This is a genomic window from Dictyobacter arantiisoli, from assembly GCF_008326305.1.
In the GTDB taxonomy this organism is placed as follows: Bacteria; Chloroflexota; Ktedonobacteria; order Ktedonobacterales; family Ktedonobacteraceae; genus Dictyobacter; species Dictyobacter arantiisoli.
The window spans coordinates 51,906-74,852 of the sequence record NZ_BIXY01000023.1; the positions used below are offsets into that span (position 1 = coordinate 51,906).

Annotated in this window: 18 protein-coding genes and 1 pseudogene; 13 read left to right on the plus strand and 6 right to left on the minus strand. The window is 51.2% G+C overall.

Translation table 11 applies throughout. The features are described from left to right. Positions 1–123: 123 nt before the first annotated feature. Together F1593_RS09870 and F1593_RS09875 are read right to left on the minus strand one after the other, a co-directional pair. Positions 124–576: a hypothetical protein gene (locus F1593_RS09870; RefSeq protein WP_149401387.1), complete on the minus strand. Its 453-nt coding sequence runs from the start codon at positions 574–576 to the stop codon at positions 124–126. A 160-nt stretch (positions 577–736) separates the two neighbouring features. Next, a complete protein-coding gene (locus F1593_RS09875; RefSeq protein ID WP_149401388.1) occupies positions 737–1,288 on the minus strand; it encodes a DUF6036 family nucleotidyltransferase in 552 nt (183 codons plus the stop codon). A gap of 174 nt (positions 1,289–1,462) precedes the next feature. On the opposite strand from F1593_RS09875, the gene F1593_RS09880 reads away from it, so the two are divergent. Beyond that, a complete protein-coding gene (locus F1593_RS09880; protein ID WP_149401389.1) occupies positions 1,463–2,269 on the plus strand; it encodes an alpha/beta hydrolase family protein in 807 nt (268 codons plus the stop codon). Between the two features lie 108 nt (positions 2,270–2,377). Here the strand turns inward: F1593_RS09880 and F1593_RS09885 are convergent, their stop codons facing one another. Beyond that, positions 2,378–4,339: a glycoside hydrolase family 9 protein gene (locus F1593_RS09885; RefSeq protein WP_149401390.1), complete on the minus strand. Its 1,962-nt coding sequence runs from the start codon at positions 4,337–4,339 to the stop codon at positions 2,378–2,380. A 146-nt stretch (positions 4,340–4,485) separates the two neighbouring features. After that, positions 4,486–5,559 carry a LacI family DNA-binding transcriptional regulator gene (locus F1593_RS09890; RefSeq protein WP_149401391.1) on the minus strand — a complete coding sequence of 358 codons (1,074 nt, stop codon included), beginning with the start codon at positions 5,557–5,559 and terminating at the stop codon, positions 4,486–4,488. Positions 5,560–5,945: 386 nt separating this feature from the next. On the opposite strand from F1593_RS09890, the gene F1593_RS09895 reads away from it, so the two are divergent. The 8 genes from F1593_RS09895 to F1593_RS09930 all read left to right on the plus strand — a co-directional run bounded on the left by F1593_RS09895 (position 5,946) and on the right by F1593_RS09930 (position 17,074). Further along, positions 5,946–7,283 (plus strand): GH1 family beta-glucosidase, encoded by a 1,338-nt coding sequence (locus tag F1593_RS09895; protein ID WP_149401392.1) that lies wholly within the window; start codon positions 5,946–5,948, stop codon positions 7,281–7,283. A 192-nt stretch (positions 7,284–7,475) separates the two neighbouring features. Next, positions 7,476–9,164, plus strand: a complete 1,689-nt coding sequence (locus F1593_RS09900; protein WP_235932537.1) for an ABC transporter substrate-binding protein — start codon at positions 7,476–7,478, stop codon at positions 9,162–9,164. 194 nt (positions 9,165–9,358) lie between these two features. Then, the gene (locus F1593_RS09905; protein WP_149401393.1) at positions 9,359–10,345 is read left to right on the plus strand and encodes an ABC transporter permease; all 987 of its coding nucleotides are present in this window, start codon (positions 9,359–9,361) and stop codon (positions 10,343–10,345) included. A gap of 4 nt (positions 10,346–10,349) precedes the next feature. Beyond that, the gene (locus F1593_RS09910; RefSeq protein WP_149401394.1) at positions 10,350–11,306 is read left to right on the plus strand and encodes an ABC transporter permease; all 957 of its coding nucleotides are present in this window, start codon (positions 10,350–10,352) and stop codon (positions 11,304–11,306) included. Between the two features lie 267 nt (positions 11,307–11,573). Beyond that, on the plus strand, positions 11,574–12,557 hold the full coding sequence (locus F1593_RS09915) for an RpnC/YadD family protein (protein WP_149401395.1): 984 nt from the start codon (positions 11,574–11,576) through the stop codon (positions 12,555–12,557). A gap of 225 nt (positions 12,558–12,782) precedes the next feature. Continuing rightward, positions 12,783–14,018, plus strand: a complete 1,236-nt coding sequence (fabF, locus tag F1593_RS09920; protein WP_149401396.1) for a beta-ketoacyl-ACP synthase II — start codon at positions 12,783–12,785, stop codon at positions 14,016–14,018. Between the two features lie 458 nt (positions 14,019–14,476). Next, the gene (locus F1593_RS09925; RefSeq protein WP_172632007.1) at positions 14,477–15,085 is read left to right on the plus strand and encodes a TetR/AcrR family transcriptional regulator; all 609 of its coding nucleotides are present in this window, start codon (positions 14,477–14,479) and stop codon (positions 15,083–15,085) included. 93 nt (positions 15,086–15,178) lie between these two features. Next, on the plus strand, positions 15,179–17,074 hold the full coding sequence (locus F1593_RS09930) for a chloride channel protein (RefSeq protein WP_149401398.1): 1,896 nt from the start codon (positions 15,179–15,181) through the stop codon (positions 17,072–17,074). An 88-nt stretch (positions 17,075–17,162) separates the two neighbouring features. Here F1593_RS09930 and F1593_RS09935 read toward each other — a convergent pair whose 3' ends face one another. Continuing rightward, positions 17,163–18,176, minus strand: a complete 1,014-nt coding sequence (locus F1593_RS09935; protein WP_172632008.1) for a COX15/CtaA family protein — start codon at positions 18,174–18,176, stop codon at positions 17,163–17,165. Between the two features lie 271 nt (positions 18,177–18,447). Next, positions 18,448–18,795 carry a zinc-ribbon domain-containing protein gene (locus tag F1593_RS09940; protein WP_149401400.1) on the minus strand — a complete coding sequence of 116 codons (348 nt, stop codon included), beginning with the start codon at positions 18,793–18,795 and terminating at the stop codon, positions 18,448–18,450. A gap of 441 nt (positions 18,796–19,236) precedes the next feature. Between F1593_RS09940 and F1593_RS09945 the strand changes: the two genes are divergently transcribed. The 4 genes and pseudogenes from F1593_RS09945 to F1593_RS09960 all read left to right on the plus strand — a co-directional run. Further along, positions 19,237–20,403 carry a Gfo/Idh/MocA family protein gene (locus tag F1593_RS09945; RefSeq protein ID WP_149401401.1) on the plus strand — a complete coding sequence of 389 codons (1,167 nt, stop codon included), beginning with the start codon at positions 19,237–19,239 and terminating at the stop codon, positions 20,401–20,403. A 4-nt stretch (positions 20,404–20,407) separates the two neighbouring features. Next, positions 20,408–21,580 carry a dihydrodipicolinate synthase family protein gene (locus tag F1593_RS09950; protein WP_149401402.1) on the plus strand — a complete coding sequence of 391 codons (1,173 nt, stop codon included), beginning with the start codon at positions 20,408–20,410 and terminating at the stop codon, positions 21,578–21,580. Continuing rightward, the gene (locus tag F1593_RS09955) at positions 21,580–22,401 is read left to right on the plus strand and encodes a sugar phosphate isomerase/epimerase family protein (protein WP_149401403.1); all 822 of its coding nucleotides are present in this window, start codon (positions 21,580–21,582) and stop codon (positions 22,399–22,401) included. The genes F1593_RS09950 and F1593_RS09955 overlap by 1 nt, the downstream gene beginning before the upstream one ends. Positions 22,402–22,531: 130 nt before the next feature. Next, positions 22,532–22,737 (plus strand): annotated as a pseudogene (locus tag F1593_RS09960) (IS66 family transposase); the annotation flags it as partial. Positions 22,738–22,947: the final 210 nt, after the last annotated feature.

The following is a 22,947-nucleotide window of genomic DNA, read 5'->3' on the forward strand; positions in this document are numbered from 1 at the left end:
GCAGCCGCCATTCACAGGCAATACCGCTCAAATACCGAGAATCATGATTGAGATACGTTTTTCGTCATTTGTGCTTTTCCCCTACATTCCTCGTTTTTGAGCGGCATTGCCCGTGAGGGATGTTTAGGCTGAGCGGCGCTGGCGCAGTTCGGCGGCCAGTTCATATTTATTGGCAAAGACGCGTCCGCCACAGTAGACGTTGCGGCGCGCAAATGGCTCGGGCGTATCGCGTTGGAGGCGCTCGCGTACATTGGGTTTATGCGCACCCGGCGATTGATACCAGGCTTCATCCAGACATAAACGATAGGCAGGATAATTAATCCAGGCAGGGATGGGCAGGTCATAGCGCAGGCTGAGATATTCGACCGAAGCAATACAAAAGACAGCCCAGCGTAGCTCGTGCTCGCTCGGATCATCAGGTAATTGTAATGGCTCCAACAGTAATTCCGCACGTTGCTCCGTAAAGTTGCCGAAAAAATCGTTCATAAAATTTCCCAGCGGCAACCACGGGTCCGCCCCAGCACAAATCTCCTGATAAGAAACTGCCATTGTCTGCAATTCGGTACACGTCTTCATCTGGACACCTCGCTCCTGTCTTCCTATTTGTATTGTAACATGCGGACCAATCATCCTGCGGCCAATTGACGATGAAACTTCCTGGATAAGCTCTGGTGTAACACTACATCTCTACAATAAGGACGTCAAGCTAGCAAAAAATAAAATAGCTTACAGCATCTTAAAACAACTCGTCCAGCGTATCTTCGATTTGATAATGTTCTTTATAGGCATCATCGGGAATAAAGTGATCAACAATAGCCTGTGCTTGCTCGCGTGTTTCCACATTGAGCTGCTTGAGGAGCGCCTCAATATCAGACATATCCTTCTGCCGATAGACCATCAGCTTCAAGGCCAGGATATATTCTTTGGATGGCAGATACACATGCAACTTCTTAAACGCACGCCAGAGAGATGCCTCTGGATTAGGGGCCATGTCCCGGATAAAATATGCCACATCATCGTTAATCCAGGTACGCTTCATCTTGTAGCGCTTCGCCACCGCATGCACAGCCGACTTGAAGGCCTTCGTTTCAGGGGTCGGATTGGTGGATGAATCACCTTCAATATCCATCAAGACCACATCGACATCTTCAGTTGACTCCCGATTATAGGCCAGAAAGAGCATCGCAACGCCACCAACCACCATGACCCGCACCGGCATTTCAAAGCCTTGCACCTCCAACTCATCACCCAGTTCTTGCAAATACTGTTCAATTTCTTGCCTTTGCACGCCGCCATCGTCTCTCTTTCTTCACGTCTTACAGCACCAAAAAGCTACTCAAGGCAACAAGCATACGCTATACTCAAAGAGATCATCATTGCTGTGTTACAAATGGAAATCATGAGCGTCGCCCTGCTATTCTCTAGTATAAATCAATTACGACGAAAGGTGTATAGAATTACAATGCAGTCTTCTTCTTCTGAATATGAAAAACGCGCACAGAGCCGTCAGAGGCTGGCATATGGAAAAGGTCGCTGGCAATACGGTGAATTATATCTTCCAAAAAGTACCGGACCACATCCCGTCGTCATATTGGTGCATGGCGGCTATTGGCGCAAAGCCTATGATTTGACGCTCATGCATCCGCTGGCGAAGAATCTGGCCCAACATGGATATGCGGTATGGAATATAGAATATCGTCGCGTCGGAAATACCGGAGGCGCGTGGCCCGGCACATTCCTGGATGTCGCGCAGGCCACCGATTATATATATGAAATCGCCTCTACTTATCAACTGGATACACAACGCGTCATCGCAGTGGGGCATTCGGCGGGGGGACATCTGGCTGGCTGGCTGGCGACGCGACCACAACTCTCCAAAGAGAGTCCACTGGCGACTGCCACATCCCCTTTGCACCTGAGCGCAGTCGTCAGCCTCGCGGGCGTGGTCGATCTGGTACAGGCGTATCAACTGCATCTTAGCCACGACGCGGTAGTTGAACTGCTTGGGGACACGCCAGCAGCCGTACCGGAGCGTTACGCAGCCGCCTCGCCCGCCGCCCATCTCCCACTGGGCATTCCCCAGATCGTGGTTCACGGAACCGCCGACAAGCATGTCCCTTTAATTGTCAGCCAGAATTATGCCCGTAAAGCGCACGCCGCTGGTGACCAGATCACCTATCTCGAAGTGCCCGAAGCCGACCATTTCACCATCATCGATCCCAATACAGACGCATGGCGACAAACCCTGGCCGCCATCCAGATGCGATAAAACAGAAGTTACGCAGGTTCTATCATAAATGTGTGAACGACCCAAGAGATGAGCGCGGGAAGGACAATGCGCTCATCTCTCGTTGCAGAATCCTGTCTGGCTCAGGGATTAGATTTGCTGGGCAAAGACGAGGATGCTGAGGGCGGTATAGTCATCGGCGGGCTCGGTGCTGGGCCAGGCGACGACGTTGTCATAGTAGCGGGCCCCTTTGCCTGTGAAGGTCTTGAAGATGTCACCACCGCTGGGCGGACAGGCTTTCATACCACTTTGCAGGCTCAGTCCGCTGAAATTGGAGGTAGCACTTGGCCCGTCGACGACCGCGCCAAGTTGGAGCGGTGAGCCTCCAGTCAGCGATCCCGCCAGGTTAGCAATCTGAGATTGCATACAATTGGGAAAGGTGCTGCCAGCCCCGACGATAAAGGATGAGCCCCAGGCGTTTGAACCCAGCGCCCAGTTACGCTGCGTCAGGCCAAAGGTTTTATAGGTGCTGACCCCTGCCAGTTGATCATAGAAAGAGGCTTCAAGCGCATAGCCAAGAGCATGCGGCGTAGCGTCAGCACCAGCATAGGCGATACCAAAGCCAAAAGGATCACTCTTTGCCTGCGTGGTACCAGCATCCAGTTGCGCCTTGAGATCGCTGAGCAGGCTGGCCTGTGAGACGGCCAGGCCACTGGGATTGCCCGCCCTGGTAATGGCGTTATAGAGTTCATAATGGGCCAGACCACTGACATCATAGAGATTCAGGGAGTCAGAACCGTCATTGGGTCCTGTGATATAGGCGTTGGCCCATTTGGCGGCTGCGCTCAGATAGAATGAAGGATCACTATGAGCCAGTCCTGAGGGCAGATTCCCCAGCGCGGTCGCGTTGTAGAGCTCGGTCGCGCCTAACTCCATATCATCACGCCACTCAGTCTCTGGATAATAATCATTTGGAGCCGTGGTCAGCAGTTGACTGACGCTGCTGGTTTTCGCGAGATCAAAGACGGTCTCACCGCTGCTCAGACACTGGTTCGCATAAGTGGGATCGCTGGTGTGGTACAACTGATAGCAGAGTCCAAAATCAGCAGCCAGGCGACCTGCCAGATTCGGGCTGATCTGCGCGCCAGCTGAGCCAGCTTCAAAGACAGGACGATATTTGATGTAGTACGCAGGGCTACTGGATGAGACGCTCAACTTGTCATCCGCCTGTGGTAAGCGCCACTGATCATGATCGCCCAGGATACTACCACCATTGCCATCGCCGATGCCCACCTGATAATAGAGCGTTTTTGTGGAATTATTCCACATCTTCTGCAACCAATCCAGGCCGTACTTACCTTCACCATTGATATCTGCCGAGCCGCCAGTAAGCAGGGCGGGATACTGGCGTGCGGCAAAGAGCATGATGGCGTCGGTATAACTGGCGGTTTCTACGAATTTGACATAATCGCCAGCATCAAACCAGCCACCCGAAACATCGATAGGACCACCGATCTTTTTCAACGAACCCTGCAAGGTATCGCTGCTGTTATAGCTGGGCGTGCTGTAGATAGATGCCGTCTGGTCGGTGAGATGAGAGGGCTGACGGTTCAGCACGCTTGAGTTGACGTTCGCGCCATCCCGCTGCGACTGATAGAAGAAGAGCGCATTAGACAACAAATTCGTATAGAGGTTCGCGCCACTATCGATCTTGAAGGTTGGGGATGTTGCTTTAATCGAACCGCTGACATGAATACTGTAACTGCCTGCAGTCTGGAAAGAAGAGAAATCAATCAAATAGGTATCGGGGAACGTGCTACTCCAGCTACCCTTACTGCTGCCGACCGTGCCGCTATAGACGGTTATTCCCGTGGTGGTATTAACCAGACTAAAGCTGGCCCCGCTGTCCGAACCAGATGCCAGCAATATCGCCTGTTTGGTTTCACCGGTAATATAGCCCACCTGATTCAAGCGTACATAGGCACTGCTGGCCGCGTGAGTATTGGTGATCTGCAACAAAAATAATGAGCATACGAGGATCGCACTACAAAGGATCATTCCCACTGGGACCAAAGAAAAGCGCGTGTGACGACGATTGACGTTGTGTTCCACGGGTCTTCCTCTTTTCCGCTAAGCATGTCTCTCGCAATAAGCATGTCTCTCGCAATAAGCATTGAAAATCGTTCTTTGTGCTTACGCCATGGGTTTAGTGTGCTTACGCTATAGGTTGGTCTATGAAGCAACATAGCAGGCTCTTGTTATGTCAATCTTGCCGGAGCAACTGTTTCCCTTTTGATCAGTTCCACACCAATCAAGCGGGTGACATAGGGAGCATCTGGCTCGTTAGCTCGCTCAAGTAAGGTTTTCAGTGCAACAGCGCCCAGAGCCTCCGCATCGACACGGATGGTTGAAAGGGCAGGCGTAATATGTTGTCCCAGATCAATGCCATCAAAGCCAATCAATGAAACATCTTCTGGTACTCTACGGCCCGCCTCGCGTAGCGCCTTCATAGCGCCAATCGCGGTAATATCATCCACGCAAAAAATAGCGCTAAAATCTACTTTTCGTTCGAGCAGACGCTTGCAGGCTTTATAGCCTCCTTCCATCGTCAGATTTCCAGCTTCCACCAGGTCATATTCTACAGGTACACCGCGATCCAGTAACGCCATACAATACTGCATCCAGCGTTGTTGCACCGAGTGTATCCGATAGGCTGGACGTGATCCGGGGAGTGTGGGGCCACCGATAAAAGCGATGCGCTGATGCCCCATACTGAAGAGATAATCCATCGCCATGCCCGCTCCTCGCCCATTGTCAGGCAGGATCGTGTCAATGGGCACAGAGAGATCGGGCGCGTAGTTATCCACCTGGACAACCGGGGTGCGCGTGGCCCGAATACTATTGATTGTGGCGGCGTCTGCCTGTCCCACCAGTAAAATACCGCCCAGACGCATCTCATAGAGCATGTTTGTCAATAAATGGGGAACGCGACAAATATCGGTAATTGTACGATAGGTAATTTTGATGTTGGCCTTACGCGATGCGCTCTCCGCGCCATGAAAAATAGGGGCCCAGTAAGGATCGGTCGTGGCTGGCGTCTCTTCAATACTGGAAGAATAGAGAAAGCCAACTTCGCGCAGGACACGCCCCGTCGCATTAGTTGCCGCAGGCTGATTGCTGGAGCGAAAATATCCCAGATCAGCGGCGACTTTCAGGACGCGCTGCCGTATCTCCTCACTGACATTGCTATGATTGTTAAAGACCCGCGAAACAGTGCCCACAGACACCTCTGCATGTTGGGCGACGTCTTTAGCAGTTATTGATGATGCCACGTCCTAAAACTCTCCTTGTTATTCAATAGCAATGAGTTTCATGAAATCATATTGTTATTATTTCATCGCAATATTCACTAAAATAGCATAATTGAGTTTGACAGAAAAGTCAATTGCTGACGAAAATTCAAGAGTACTCTTACAGATAGTTTAACCACAGAGTATGCTTGATGCGAGAATTACGAACTAGCAAGCATGAGGCGGAGTGGGTACATGGATAAAAAGAACATTCTTTTATTGGATTTCTATAGAGATATTGACATTACGGTGAAGCATACGTTACTATTATTTCATTGTTCAATAACATTTAAATTTCATCAAGATCACGAGAAACTGCCAGCACTATTGTCAGGAACCTTGTGACAATGAGTTTGAAAAGAGGAACTATGGTTCAATTTCCTGAACAATTTCGTTGGGGAACCGGCACGTATAGTTATCAGGTGGAAGGGGCGGCACATGAGGATGGGCGCGGTGAGTCGATCTGGGATCGCTTTTGTGCCACTCCAGGCACGATCGTGAACAATGAGAGTGGTCTGGTCGCATGCGATCACTATCATCGCTACGCCGAGGATATCGCTTTGCTGAAACAACTCGGCGTGCAGATGTATCATTTTTCGATAGCCTGGCCGCGCATTATGCCAACTGGTCGCGGGCCGGTCAATCAATTGGGCCTGGACTTCTATGATCGCCTGGTTGATGCGCTGCTGGAAGCTGGCATTGAACCATTCGCAACTCTCTATCACTGGGATTTGCCGCAGGCGCTTCAGGATGAACTTGGCGGCTGGGCCAATCGCGAAACAGCCTATGCCTTTGCCGAATATGTCGATGTGGTGACAAAACATTTTGGCTCACGTATCCACAACTGGCTTACGCTGAATGAGCCAGCGGTGACGGCATTTGAGGGCCATGAGATCGGCATTCACGCGCCGGGAGCCAGAGATGTCCGGCTGGCCTGGCAGACCACGCATCACTTCTTGCTGGCCCACGGACTGGCAGTGCCGATTATCCGTGCCAACGGTGATGAAAAAACACGCGTCGGGATTACGCTCAATTTCACACAGCTCGATCCTGTCAGCGATACGCCCGAGGATGTGGCGGCCACACGTTTTATGGATGGGAAAATGCACCGCTGGTTCCTCGATCCGATTTTCCGGGGCGCGTATCCCGCGGATGTTGTGAAGCATCTGGGGGATTATGTTCCCAAAACGGAAACCGGCGACGCCGAGATTATCGCTCGCCCCCTCGATTTCCTGGGTGCCAATTATTATACCCGGTCAGTGATCAAGCACGATCCCACGGCCTTCAGTGAATACCCATCCGTCGATGTCGAGGGTGTCGAGCACACCGAAATGGACTGGGAGGTCTATCCCAGAGGTATATACAATATGTTGACTCGACTCCATCGCGAGTATGCGGTTCCACGTATTTATCTGGTTGAAAATGGGGCGGCCTTCGCGGATGCTGTCAATCCTGACGATACGGTTGACGATCCCCGGCGCATTGCCTATCTACGCGAGCATCTCTTGCAGGTCCATACGGCCATCGCAGAGGGCGTCCCTCTGGCTGGATATTCCGTCTGGGCACTGCTGGATAACTTTGAGTGGTCGGAAGGCTATAGAATGCGCTTTGGCATCGTCTATGTAGATTATCCTACGCAGAAACGCATCATGAAAGCCAGCGGCCACTGGTATCAAAAAGTGATTGCTTCCAATACTGTCCATTAATTCCATACCATACACTATCGCATGCTAGTGGCACTTATGGATGAGTATTTTTATCTTTAGCACTTATCTCAAGCTCGTTAGCCAACTGTCTACCTTAATTATCATCTTCTCTTATGAGAGGATGCTGTAGCACGATTTTATGTCGTTGAGTAACCCTGTTTATTCGCTATCAGCGAAAGTAGGAGGTTATCGGTGGCTAGTTCAACCTTATTTATGCAGAAAGTCAAGGTCAATCGCGGCCAACTGATTCTATCATTGCTCATTATTCTCTCCGCCGTGCTAGCTGCTTGTGGTAGCGGTGGTACAACCAGTACCACAAGCAACAAAAACTCGACCTTAGTACTACAGGCCAACCAGTCAGGCGACTATCCGAAAAATTATAATCCTTATTCTGGTAGTGTGATTGGTGGAACCCAGGGACTTATCTATGAAACCCTGTTGTCATACAACCGTCTGGATGGCTCGATCAAGCCCTGGCTGGCCTCCGATTATAAGGTTGCCAGCGATGCCACCAGCGTCACTTTTACGATCCGTAAGGGCGTAAAATGGTCGGACGGACAGGCACTGACCAGCGATGATGTCGTCTTCACTCTGCAACTTATCCAGAAATATCAGGGGCTGGACGTCAATGGTATGGATTCCTATATCAAAAGCGTCGTGGCACCCGATGCCAGTACCGTGGCCGTGACATTGACGAAGCCCTATTTCCCAATTCTCTGGTATCTGGGTGGTCAGACCTATATCGTGCCACGCCACACATGGTCAAAAATCAAAGGTGATCCCAGCCAGTATGGCGATCCAGACCCGATTGGAACTGGTCCCTATGTGACCAAAAACTTTACCCCACAGCTGGTAACTCTGACCAAAAACAAAAATTACTGGCAGCCAGGCAAGCCAGAAGTCACAACTATCAAGATCCCGGCCTTCAATTCCAATAGTGGGGTTGAACTGGCGCTAGAACATGGTCAGATCGACTGGACAAACCTGTATATCCAAAATGTCGAGAAGTCCTTTGTAGCGAGAAGCAAAGACTATCACTACTGGTATCCGACCAGTGACATTGTGTACCTCTACCTGAATCTGAAAAAAGCACCTTTCAATCAGCTCGCCGTCCGTCAAGCCATTAGCGCAGCAATTGATCGAGATCAGTTAAATACTGCGGGTGAAGGTGGCTATGAGCCAGCGGCAACCCCAACCGGCCTGCTGCCAACCAATAGCAGCTATCTCCTGCCAGAATACAAGGGGCTGAAATTCACCTATAACCCATCCCAGACTGCCAGCACGCTGGAGAGCATCGGTTATACCAAAGGTTCCGATGGCATCTACCAGAAAAATGGCAAGCAACTGGCCTTTAATCTGAATGTAGTTAGCGGCTTCACCGACTGGATCAACGATGCCCAATTGATGTCGCGCTCCCTGAACAAAGCGGGGATGAAAGTCACCGTCAACACGATTGACTATAACACCTACTACAACAATCTCCAGCTCGGTGACTACGACACCGCCATGCTATGGACCAATCCCGGCCCCACGCCTTATTATCTCTATAACGCGCTGCTGGGGAGCACAAACACCGCACCGATTGGACAGCTCGCGGCCTCCAATTATGAGCGCTGGAGCGATCCAGCCACCGACAAACTGCTAAACCAATACTCCAGCACAACCGACAAAACAGTCCAGATGCAAGCCATTCAGGGTCTCCAAAAAATCCTGGTAGAACAGCTGCCCAGCATTCCATTGACCTACGAACCCTACTGGTATCAGTACAGTACCGCGAAATTCACTGGCTGGCCGACACAGAGCAATCCCTATGCCGCGCCAGGCACAGCCGAATATCCCGATATCGAGTATGTAATCTTGAATCTACATCCAGTCAACTAACAGCGTTCATTCCATCTGAATAGTAGACAGGGGGTACGACGGCAAGCCAGCAGGGACGCATCCAGCGAGCACACATGCGTTGTGTGCGCCCCTCGCTTCCTATTTTAGACTACCCAATAGCTGATTCAGACGGTTCGTCATCCTTTCGTCCGTACCCTGGTCTGTCTCTAAATCACTCCTCAGAAGGAGATTGTATGCGTCATATATTACGCCGTATTCTGTTTTATCTGGTGGCGCTCTGGGCATCTGTCACGCTCAACTTTCTGATTCCGCACCTCGCGCCAGGAAATCCGGCCCAGGCACTGGTTGGAAAGATGCATGGACGGGTAGCTCCACAGGCGCTGCATGCCCTGGAAATTTCACTGGGCGTCAGCCATGATCCACTCTATATACAATATTTCCAATACATCCTCAATCTTATCCATGGAAATCTTGGTATATCCGTTACCTATATGCCTACGCCCGTCACTGACGTACTGGCCCAGGAACTACCCTGGACCATCGTGCTGGTCGGTGTTTCATTGGTAATTAGCTTTGTCATCGGCACGATCCTGGGTATCGTCGTCGTGTGGTGGCGTGGTGCCCTGATGGACACGATTCTCTCGCCATTTTTTACTTTTCTCTCGGCCATCCCTTACTTCTGGCTGGCACTGATCCTGCTCTATTATTTTGGTGCACAACTGGGCTGGTTCCCGCTCCATGGTGGCTATGACGCGGATAATATTGACCAGGGCTGGACGATAGATTTTATCCTGAGCGCGGCTCAATACGCCTTCCTGCCCGCACTGACGATTGTCATCGGCTCAATTTCTGGTTGGATGCTCGGTATGCGCAATGCCATGATCACCACGCTGTCAGAAGATTATGTCTTGATGGCGGAGGCAAAGGGACTGACAACCTGGCGTGTCATGACTTCGTACGCGGCCCGTAATGCGATCCTGCCAAATGTGACGCAGTTTGCGCTCTCCATTGGCTTTGTGGTCAGCGGATCAATTCTGACCGAAGTTGTCTTCTCTTATCCTGGGATTGGATATGCCACGCTGCAAGCGGTGCAGAGCCTGGACTACTCGCTCTTACAGGGTATTTTCCTGGTTATTTCAATCGCGGTACTGGTCGCTAATCTGATGGCCGATGTCTTGTATGTAATTTTAGATCCACGCGTGCGCACAGGAAAGGGCTAGTGTTATGAGTATTCCATCTGTTACAGCGACAAAGCCATCCCGCATGTTGCGCTTACGGGATCTCTGGCAGATGCTGACCCAGAATCGCAAGGTACTGGTTGGCGTGATTATCGTCGGCTTTTTCGCCCTGGTAGGTCTGTTTGGTCCTTTCTTTGTGACCATCGATCCCGGTGAACCCAGTAAGGATCTCTTGCAAGCTCCCTCGGCGGCGCACTGGCTGGGCACCACGCAACAGGGGCAGGATATTCTCGCTCAGATGATCATTGGCACGCGCCTATCAATGGTCATGGGCATTGGTATTGGTATCGTAACGATGATCATCTCGGTCATCGTCGGCCTGGTTTCCGGCTACTACGGCGGCTGGATTGATGAGGTACTCTCGCTTATCACCAACGTCTTTCTGGTCCTGCCGACCCTGCCTCTGGCGATCCTGCTGGCCGCTTTTGTCGCGTATAAAGGACCGCTCACGATTGCGGTGGTACTGATCGTGACAGGTTGGTCATGGGGCGCGCGAGTCATGCGGGCACAAACGCTCTCGATGCGCAATCGGGATAGTGTGGAGGCCGCGCGTGCCAGCGGTGAATCCTCGCTACGCATCATCTTCTTCGAGATTTTCCCCAATGAGATCGCCATTGTCGCGGCGCAACTTCTGGGTACGGTCATTTATGCTATTCTGGCGGAAACTGGATTGGAATTTCTCGGACTCAGCAATGGCAACAGCATCAGCTGGGGCATCATCCTCTACTGGGCTGGCAATAATGATGCGCTCACGCTGGGTGCCTGGTGGTGGTTCTTGTCGCCCGGCCTCTGTATCGCGCTACTGGGTGCTGGTCTGGCGCTGATCAACTTTGGTATCGATGAAATTGCCAATCCACGCCTGCGCATGGAACGAAAAAACCTGAAGAACGAAAGAAAAGCGTTGAAAAAGCAGGTACAGGCAGTGCAAAAAGGGACCCTCTAATGACAACGCTTGCTTCAACGGAGAGGCCACGCGCGGCCGCCAATACGCTCATCGATGTCCGCACTATCAACCTTGACTATCACGCAGCCAATGGCACTGTCCATGCGTTAAACGAGTCAATATCTCATGTGCCTTCCATGAAGGCCATTCATTACAACTTTTTCATGAAACACAAAATAGGATCAAAATCTCTCGACATTTCCCATTCCATCAGCTATGATTCTTGCATGTCGAAGATGTGGCACGTGAGGAAAGAGGAAAAATCGTATGCCAGGATCATGGGATACTCATTTCAAACAATTGCTCGCACATTCCGCGCAGGATTACGCCACCTGGCTGGTGGATGGCGCGGTGATTGAAGAAGAACTTTCACCCCAGTTGGAAATAATACGCAACGCGGACAGTTTATATGCGATGCGCATCAAGGATGCACGCTATGGCTTGCATCTCGAATTTCAAACGCACCGGGACACAATGATGGCACACCGCCTGCTGGAATACAATGTGCTGGCAGGCAGCAAGTTCAAATACCCCATTTATTCAGTCGTCATCTTTTTGAGAAAAGACACTATCACGCTCACTTCACCCTACGTGATATATAATCATAAGGGAAGAGAGATCCTGCGCTTTCATTTTGATATTATCAAACTCTGGGAAATACCAACCGCAGAACTCTTCCAGAAGCGGCTCAAAGGTCTGCTTCCTCTGGCACCGCTCACCCGTGAGGGAGCCCGGCGGGAAGTAGTGGAGGAGGCGATTACCGAACTGTTGAAGGGCGATCCAGACAAGAATAAGGATTCGCTCTCTCTGCTCTATGGTATAACGTCACTTGTGTTTGACAAACAAACTGATAAACAATGGCTGAACGGGAGGTTTGGCATGCTAGAAGATCTTTTGAATGACAGTTGGGCCTTTCGCGAACTCCGCCAGCGTGGCGAAGAAGCCGGTTGGAAACAAGGAATGCAAAAAGGATTGCAAGAAGGATTGCAAGAAGGATTGCAAGAAGGCCTACAGCAGGGGTTGCAAGAAGGCCTACAGCAGGGGTTGCAAGAAGGCCTACAGCAGGGGATGCTGAAGAATTTGCAGTCATTTGTGCAGCTACGTTTCCCTGACCTTTTACCTCTGGTAGAGCAGTATACACAGACACCCATCGCGGAGGAGTTATTAAATACATTGGTGCTTCAGGTTGGCCTGGCGAAAACAGAAGCAGAAGCCCGGCAGCATCTGCTGGCGGGATTGCATCGCTCATAATCGAAGTAACCCAACGCGTTGCCCACCCACACCCTTGCGGGAAGAGATGAACTCTCTACCATAAGGGTGTGAATGATGACCTCCTATGAAGGCGAGATCAACAGCTTGACAGGAATGGCTGACTACACGTATGCTGCTTGAGATGAAGTTGGGCAGGACGATGCTGATAATCCTGGATACCGCTAGCGGCGGGCAGGGTATGATATTTCAAAAGGAGTTTTAGCGATGAGACGTGTAGTTATTACCGGGCTTGGCCTCGTGACATCCGTGGGACATACTGCTGAGGATACCTGGGAGGCGCTTGTGCATGGGCGTTCAGGGATTGCGCCGATCAGCCATTTTGACGCCAGCGCGTATCCCGTGAGGATTGCGGGTGAGGTGCGAGATTTCGATCCCAGTCCTTATATGGATCGTAAAGATATCCGCCGCAATGATCCTTTTACGCATCTGGCGGTGGCGGCTTCGCGTCAGGCTCTGGCACAGGCACAGCTTGAGATTAGCGCGGAACTTTCTCCAGAGGTTGGTGTATGTATCGGGAGCGGCGTGGGTGGCCTGACGACACTGCACGAGCAGTTTGAAGTTCTGCATGCCAAAGGACCTACACGTGTCAGCCCTTTCTTGATTCCTATGCTGATGATCAATGCAGCTCCCGGTATGGTCTCGCAATTGATCGGGGCACGTGGACCAGCCTGGGCGGCGGTTTCTGCCTGCGCGACCAGCGGCAACGCAATTGGGGAAGCCTGGGAGACGATCCGCCGTGGCACGGCGAAGGTGATGGTGGCGGGCGGAGCCGAGCGAGCTGTGACTCCTCTGGGTATGGCTTCCTTTGCCAATATGCATGCGCTCTCACGTCGCAATGATGAGCCAGAGCGCGCCAGTCGTCCCTTCGATGCTGAGCGCGATGGCTTTGTCATGGGTGAAGGCGCAGGCATCCTGATTCTGGAAGATCTCGAGTTCGCCCTGGAACGCGGCGCGACCATTATCGCGGAGCTAGTGGGCTATGGCTCGACAGCAGATGCCCATCATATTACCGAGCCAGAACCTGGCGGCTATGGACTGGTACGCTCCATGGAGTTCGCCTTGCATAGCGCCGGACTGCGGCCCGAGGAGGTTGATTATATTAATGCTCATGGCACATCTACCTCCCTCAACGATTCAACCGAGACCGACGCCATCAAAAACTGCTTTGGTGAGCATGCTTATAAAGTTGCGATAAGCTCAACCAAATCAATGCTCGGCCATACCTTTGGGGCTGCGGGAGCAGTCGAAGCGGCCGTCACGATTCTCACCATTCAACATAATCTCATCACACCAACCATCAATCTCGAACATCCAGATCCAGCCTGCGACCTCGACTATGTACCCAATGAAGCACGTCATGCCGAAGTAAACGTAGCGCTCTCCAACTCGATGGGGTTCGGTGGACATAATGCCAGCTTGATCTTCAAGCGCTACGCGTAAAGAATGTATCAACCAAAACTCAGACTATGGCTGGCGCTCTTCTCATGGAGAGTGTCAGCCTCCCGTGGCCTCCACGGTCTCTGTACATGAGTTTTCGCACCTACGGTGCTCAAACATCTTTTTGGTGTGTAATGTAGAAAAAGTTCTTCGAACTTTTTCTACATTACACACCAAAAAGGGCGCACGCGCCTGCCAGCAAGTGAGCAGCAAGATCCCGAGGGTGATGGGAGTCTGACACATTTATGGTGATCACACTGAGCAGACAACCAATCAGACAAGCGCCAGCCATCATCAGAATCGTTATCTGGACACCTCCACGTAAGGCCACTCTCTCCTGTGCGAGGGATGAGTACATTTCTGATCAGCTAGAGTCCCTGTATTTTTATTGACCACCTGCCCAATAAAATGCTATACTATGAAAGAAGGGAAGGATGGTGCGCCATCTTTCAGGAGGATATATGCCGAAGATCGTTGATGAGCAGATGCGCGAGGCGACACGCCAACGTATTTTACGCGAGGCTGCAAGCGAGTTTGCCCGCCTGGGCTTTGATCAAGCCAATATTAATGTGATCGCGGAACAGGCAGGCATTGGTAAAGGGACGATCTATCTGTATTTTGAGAATAAACGCGAACTGTTTCTGGCAATGCTACGCCAGATTGCACAGTCCCAACTGGCTGTAATTCGACCAGCGCTGGCGACTCCGGGAACACTGCAAGAGCGACTGGAAAAGCTTTTTCGCGCTTTTGTGACGCTAGCCCAGACGGATAGTGACAGCTTTAATGTCTATATGAGCGCGCTTTACGGTGTCAATCGCGCTTTCCAGGCTGAAGCCACCAGGCTGTTGCGGGATTATCTGGCAGTTATTTCACTCGTCCTGGAAGAGGAAAGCTCAACCAGCGCGTTACAGATAGAGAATGTTGAAACAGCCTCCCTGATGGTTTTATCTCTAACAGAATCATATATTCTTTCGGCGAAAGTACTTGGACAATCAGAACAAAGATTAATCCAACAGGCCCCGCTGGTGGCACGTGCTATTTTACAGGGCATCGGGACTCCTCAACAGTAGAGGGTCCCGGCAGCCAACTTTTTTTTATGCTTATTATTGGCTGACCGCCCACTCATAATTATAAAATAAAAAAGGAATAAAGGAGAGACTTTCATGAAATCATCCCTCTTTCTACGGGATCGTTTTTCATTCCAACGTTTTACCCAGGGTCTGGAAAATCCACGTTATCTGCTCAAATGGTTAATGATTGCCAGCCTGATTGGGAGTGTGGCGGGACTGGGAGCAATTGCCTTTTATGCGGCGATCCAATTTGCGACACATTTGTTTCTGAACGGTCTGGTAGGTTATACACCGCCCAGCGCCCTGGGAGAAGGGAGCGCAACCGTGATGCCGTTTTGGAACGCGGCCCATCCCTGGCTTCTTCCTGTGGTGACGGCGCTGGGCGGTTTGATTTCTGGCATCATTGTCTTTAAGCTGGCCCCAGAGGCTGAAGGACATGGTACAGACGCTGCGATTGCTGCCTTCCATGAGGATAAAGCGATTCGCGCCCGCATTCCTTTGATTAAACTGGTCGCGTCAGCCATTACAATTGGAAGTGGTGGCTCAGCAGGTCGTGAGGGGCCAGCGGCGCAGATCAGCGCGGGCTTCGGTTCACTTCTGGCGACGGCGCTCAAGTTGGATAGTAAAGACCGCCGAATCGCGCTGGCAACAGGCATGGGAGCTGGCATCGGCGCGATCTTTGGCGCACCACTGGGCGGTGCGATCCTGGCCGCCGAGATTCTCTATAAAGATGATCTGGAAGTAGAGACGATTATGCCAGCCTTGATCGCTTCTATCGTGGGCTATAGTATCTTCGGCGCCTGGTCTGGCTGGCATCCCATCTTCTCAATTCCAGCCAACCTGACCTTTAGTTCTCCTCCTCAGCTCCTCTATTATATTGTGCTCGGTGTGCTCTGCGGCTTCATCGGACGCCTCTACAGCAATGGTTTCTATGGACTCACGCATACTTTCCAGCGCATCAAGCTTCCCCAATGGTTCAAACCAGCGCTCGGTGGCTTGCTGGTTGGGCTGATCGGCCTGCTAATTCCCCAGGCGATAGGCATGGGCTATGGCTGGATTCAGGTGAGCATGGATCATGCTGGCTTGCTATCATTACCACTGTGGATTATTATCGCGCTACCCTTTGTGAAGATTCTGACGACTGGCCTGACGGTTGGTTCAGGTGGCTCTGGCGGTATCTTTGGCCCTGGAATGGTGATCGGCGGTATGGTTGGTGCCCTGCTCTGGCGTATCAGCTATCATGTGCTGCCCGGCGTGCCGGAACTGCCAGCACCATTTGTAATTGTGGGGATGATGGCCCTCTTTGGCGGCATCGCACACGCTCCCCTCGCCGTCATGCTGATGGTCGCGGAAATGACCGACAATCTCTCCCTGCTCGCGCCTGCCATGATCGCCGTGAGTATCTCATATATACTGGTAGGCTCAACCTCAATCTACCAGAGCCAGTACAAAACGCGCGCCAACTCGCCTGCTCATCGCCTGGAACACTCATTCCCTCTGCTCTCAACCCTGACAGTGCGACAAGCCATGACACCAATCACAACCTATCTCACCCCCGATCAATCCTTATCAGAAGCTAAAACGCTTCTCGCTCAAACCGCTATACATGAATTACCAGTCATAAACGCACAGCAACAATTGTCAGGCATCCTTACACTGGAAAATATCCAGCAACAATCCATTACCCCACGAGAGCAACAGACTGTAGCAACTGTGATGCAAAGCAATCCCTTCACGCTTCAAAGCAAAGAAACCCTCGATAATGCCCTGGAGCAACTTACTACCCGGCATCTCTACTGGACACCCGTCATCGAAAACGATCTCCTCAACGAGCATGACAGGCTAATCGGCATACTCACTACGAACAGTATCATCAACCTCTATCGCGCCACCGTCGCCAGCGATACGCACCATATACAAGACATAGTACAGGAAACCGTGCAACATCCCTCATCCCCCAGCATCCGGAAGGACGGAGAGCCAAGATAAGCGTTACAAAGAAAGCTTAAGAAGAATCAAAGTTCTATCCTTCTTAAGCTTTCTTTGTAACGCTTATTTTGATTGTATTTTACTGCTGTTAGAGCATGCTAACGTTCTCTTTGACGGTTTTTGAGGTGTCGATGGTGTCTCCTTGCGGCTTTGAACTGGTGGGCTGCTTTTTGAAGGGCCAGCCGACCTGGGCACAGAGATAGCAGAGAACAGCGAAGAGGACTGAGATGAGGGTGGTATGCAACAGCGTCGCCAGGAGCTGAGCTCCGGTCAGGACGATTCCCATGCCTGCTAAGGCTTGCAGGGTGACCAGGACAAATGCCCAGAGGCTCCCCCAGACAAGATCACGGTGCGTATGGAAGTTGCGCACGATCACAAGCATCAAGGCAAGGATCACAAACCAGATGCTGGCGGCGGCGTAGCGATGGAGAACCTGGATGCCAGCGGCGCTGCTGAGATTGGGAAGATAGTTCGAACCACAAGTGGGATATTCGCTGCCACAGGCCAGGGTCGCAGATGAGTGTACAACCAGTGCTCCTGTATACACAACCACATAGGTATAGACCGCAATCAGCCAGACGATAGCACGCAGGCCCTTGCTGACAGGCTCAAGTTCCTGCGATGTGACTTTCCGTTTGTTCACTCTATCGGGACGGAGTTGCGCAATACGCAGGGCCAGGAGGACGACACTGCCAAAAGCGAGCAGCGAGAAGCCAAAATGTAAGGATAATAAACCATCCTTGGCATAGGTGCCTTCATAAACAACCGTTAACGCACCCAGCACCGCCTGCAAGAGCAGAAAGAAGATGCTCATGATACTGGAAATGATAATACGAAAATCTTTACGAAAAAAGATTACTGCGAAGAGCACCAGAGCAAAAATCAAGGTGGAATCAATACCTGTCATGACACGATGACTATATTCGTACACGGTATTGATAGACAAAAAATTGGGAACGATATCACCATGACAAAACGGCCAGGAGTTTCCACAACCTTGACCGGAATCTGTTTGTGTTACCGTCACCCCTAGCAGCAACACCAGATAGGAAACGAAAGCCGTGAGACAAGATAAGATACCCAGTAAACGATACTTTATCAACGTAAGGTCCTCCATGAGTCAAATGAAGAAATAGCTGCTCTTTCTGCATCCTTTTTATGAGAAGCAGCCGATGATCCATTCAGACAGATGCTTTTTCTTCACAGTAGCTATCTTCTTATTATAGGGGACTATTTCCATATGTGCCATTGCAATTATGAGCACTTTATTCGCAAACACAAACAGACCTCACCATACGGAGATGATGAGGTCTGGCAAGTTCAAATACATGGTTGGCAGCTACAGAAAGAAGCTATACTTGCGAGATATTTGCTTAAAAGCGCGCGGATTGATCGGTATTGTAATAATTAGGTGTAGCTGGATATTGCGGCGCAGGCTGTGATGCAGGGGCCGGAGCTGCGGCAGGTTGGGAGATCACCTGGGGCTGCTGAGGCTGCTCAAAATAAGCCTCGGCCTGCTGATTATGGATACGCGTTTGTACGCCACAGATATTGCAACGCGAGGTGGATGTTTTAGTGAAAGGGAAAAGGGGAATAAAAAAAAGCGTGAACCAACGTCTTGAACGCACGATAGTATGATATGAATTTTTATGGCATTGAGGGCAGACATATGCGACCTGTCCTAATACTTTGTTCCGAGAACGAAAACCATAGACAATCATGAATAAACTCCGTTCACTTACAACACATAAGTACAGCAATAAATAATAGAGTAACAATACACGAAAATGCTGATGATTACAAGCATTTTTACTGTATTATAGGACTATTTGCGGCTCTCTATCCTTCTGGGGGATTGAGAGGAGGGGGGAGTTCGCGAGGACGGAGAGGACTATTTGCGTACGGAAGAATGCGTCAGATTCCCAATCCTAGCGAAATCAGGTTGCTCACTTATTGATAGGTGCGGCAATAGCTCGAAAAATCATGCACAAAGATCGTGAAGGCCATGGAAGGCTGACACATTCAGATCTTTTTTAATAGGCTTGACAAGCAGAGCTGATACATTTACACTGGATAGTAAACGTTTTCTTTTCTGACGGAAAAAGGCTTCTTTCGATTAAGGGATAGCATTCAGAACAATAAAAAATGAGGAGCATAAAATTATGGCGCTACGCCGCGTAGGAATTATTATGAATGGCGTTACGGGACGCATGGGTACAAACCAGCATTTGATACGTTCAATTGTGGCGCTACGAGCGCAGGGAGGAATTCCACTTCCCAGTGGGGATACGATCTATCCCGATCCGATCCTGGTTGGGCGCAATGAGCAGAAGATTTGTCAGTTGGCGCAGGCTAATGGCATTGAACGCTGGAGTACTGATCTGGCTCAGTGTCTGGCAAATCCAGAGGATGAGGTGTATTTTGATGCGCAGACGACGACACAACGCGCTGCTTCCTTGCGGCAGGCTATTCAAGCAGGGAAACATATCTATTGCGAAAAACCAATCGCAACCGATGTGGCGACCGCGGTAGAATTGGCTCAACTCGCCACACAGGCCGGGGTGAAGAATGGTGTGGTGCAGGATAAGCTGTTTTTGCCGGGACTGTTGAAGCTGAAACGCGTTATCGATAGCGGCTTCTTTGGACGTATCCTTTCGGTGCGGGGCGAGTTCGGCTACTGGGTCTTTGAAGGGGATTGGCAAAGCGCGCAACGACCGTCCTGGAACTATCGCAAAGAAGATGACGGTGGAATTATCGTAGATATGCTCTGTCACTGGCAATATGTGATCCAGAATCTGTTTGGCACGATCAAGGCGGTCTCCTGCCTGGGCGCAACCCATATCCCACAACGCTTTGATGAACAAGGACAGCCCTATCAGGCGACCGCTGACGATGCGTCTTATGCGACCTTTGAGCTAGAAAATGGGATTATTGCTCAGTTCAATTCATCCTGGGCGGTGCGCGTGTATCGCGATGAGTTATTTACGATGCAGGTCGATGGGACGCATGGGAGCGCGGTGGCTGGATTGCGCGAGTGCAAGGTCCAGAGCCGGGTCAATACGCCCAAAGCCGTCTGGAATCCCGATGTGCCAAATACGATTCGTTTCCAGGATAGCTGGCAAGATGTGCCGGATAATGAGCTATTCGATAATGGCTTTAAAACACAATGGGAGCTATTTCTGAAACATGTTGTCTGCGATACGCCCTTCCGCTGGACGCTGGCAGAGGGCGCAAAAGGTGTCCAACTGGCCGAACTGGGACTACAATCCTGGGCCGAACGGCGCTGGCTGGATGTGCCACCACTCGCATTAGCAAACGAGGCAGAGTAATGTCATGAGCAGAAAACTCTTTTTACCACAGGCCGATGGGAGTCTACAAGCCTATCAGACAGGCGCGGCCAGTCCCTATGCGACGCAGGCCAGCCCATCCCACAGCCGGATCGCCTATGCCGCCGCCCACGTCGTCCTGGATACACAATCCTCCCGACCAGAGCAACTGGATTGGGAGGCGACACTGGCCTATCGACATCATCTCTGGTCATTAGGATTAGGTGTGGCCGAAGCGATGGATACAGCGCAACGCGGTATGGGATTGGATTGGGCTACGGCTCAAGAACTGATACGCCGCTCACTCGCTGAAGCCCATAGCCGGCCCGACGCACGGATCGCCTGTGGAGCTGGCACCGATCAACTTCCAGTCACAACATCTCATCCACTGGCAGCAATCCAGCGGGCCTATGAAGAGCAGTGCGCCTTTATCGAGAACGCTGGCGGACGCATTATCTTGATGGCGAGCCGGGCCCTGGCAGCAAGTGCGCGCTCATTGGATGACTATATGCAGGTCTATGGAGGCATTCTGACGCAGGTGAAAGCGCCCGTGATTATCCACTGGCTGGGCGCTATGTTTGATCCCGCCCTGAATGGTTATTGGGGAGCGCAAGATCTAACGCAGGCGATGGAGAATTGTCTGATACTTCTGACACGCTACGCGGACAAAATCGACGGCATCAAAATATCCTTGCTGGACGCTGAGCGTGAGATTACCATGCGTCGCCGCCTGCCTGCGAGCATCAAAATGTACACAGGCGACGACTTCAACTATCCCGATCTGATGTTGGGTGATGAACAAGGCTATAGCCATGCCCTACTGGGCATCTTCGACGCGATTGCTCCGGCGGCTTCGGCAGCCCTGCACGCGCTGGATCATGGGGATATTGAGAGCTATAACGCAATCCTTGCCTCTACGGTTCCGCTTGCGCGCCACATCTTTCAAGCACCAACCTACCATTATAAAGCAGGGATTGTATTCCTGGCCTATCTCAACGGTCATCAACAGCATTTTCGCATGGTCGGTGGCATGGAAAATAGTCGCTCGCTTGAACATCTGGCCCGTCTCTTTGTCCTGGCTGATCAGGCCAAATTATTGATTGATCCAGAACTTGCCAGCAAGCGTATGCAACAGCTGCTGGCTGCGGCTGGCATCGCGCAGGAAGGCAGGATATTCTGATGACAGCATTTACCAATCTCGACAGGTTGAGTCTGAATCAGGCCACGACGCAACATTGGAGCGTGCGTGAAGCTATCGAGGGCTGTGTACGGGCTGGCATTCCCTGGATCGGGCTCTGGCGTGCACAGGTCGCGCAGACGGGACTCGCGGAGAGCGCACGCATCGTACGCGATACAGGTATCCAGGTATCCAGTCTGTGCCGTGGAGGCTGGTTTCCCGCCGCCACAGCCGCCGAACGGCAACAACGCATTGATGACAACCGCCGTGCCATCACAGAGGCCGCAGAGCTGCACACAAAAGTGCTGGTCCTGGTATGTGGGCCAGCGCCCGATAAGGATATCCAGGCCGCACGTGGCATGGTAGAAGACGCCCTGAACATCCTGCTCCCTTTCGCGCAACAGTATGGTATCTCACTAGCCATCGAGCCACTGCATCCAATGTATGCGGCCGACCGCTCGGTGATTACCAGCCTGAGCGAGGCTAACACGCTCGTCGAGAAGTTCGCCCATCCCTATCTAGGAGTAATGATTGATGCCTTCCATGTCTGGTGGGACGCCGACATCTATGAACAGATCAAGCGTGCCAGCGGACATATCCTGGGCTTTCATGTCAGCGATTGGCTCGTACCACTGCCGGACATCCTTAACGGACGCGGCATGATGGGCGACGGAGTGATCGAACTGCGCAAGCTGCGCACCGCCGTTGACGCCGCCGCCTATCGCGGTCCCATTGAAGTTGAAATCTTCAATCCAACCATCTGGGACATGCCTGGCGACCAGCTGCTTGAACTCATGGGCCGCCGCTATCTCGCGCACGTCTGAACATATGAATCAGGCACAGGCACCGAGAAGAGATGTATCACAGCTCATATTATAAGTAGAATGCCTATAATATGATGAGTGAGACTCAACAAGATCAGGACGCCGTTCTGCTGTTCTTGGACAATTTTCCCTTCCTTTTACTAATAGCCGTGCGGAGCGTGATATTCGCATGGTCAAAGTACAGCAGAAAGTCTCTGGCTGCTTTCGCAGTATCGCTGGTGCTGAAGCATTTGCCGTATTCGTGGCTATATCTCTACCCTCAGAAAACAAGGAGCACATGTGTTGACCGCCTTGGAATTGGCTCTGGCCGGGCATCCTGTTTCCCCCGCTTTCTAATACCTTCTAGATGACCTGAATAGTTACTCCCCACTATTCCTTTTTAGAAGAAGCACATATAAAGTTTGTAAAGTCAGTGATTATACATTGACTTCCTTGATTGTTATAGTATACACTCCTTAATGCTAGAGATTGAAAATCATAGTAATTAGTTAAATATCAGTATTTACGTCAATCGATATTTTCTATTATCTACGTTTTTCTTGCCTC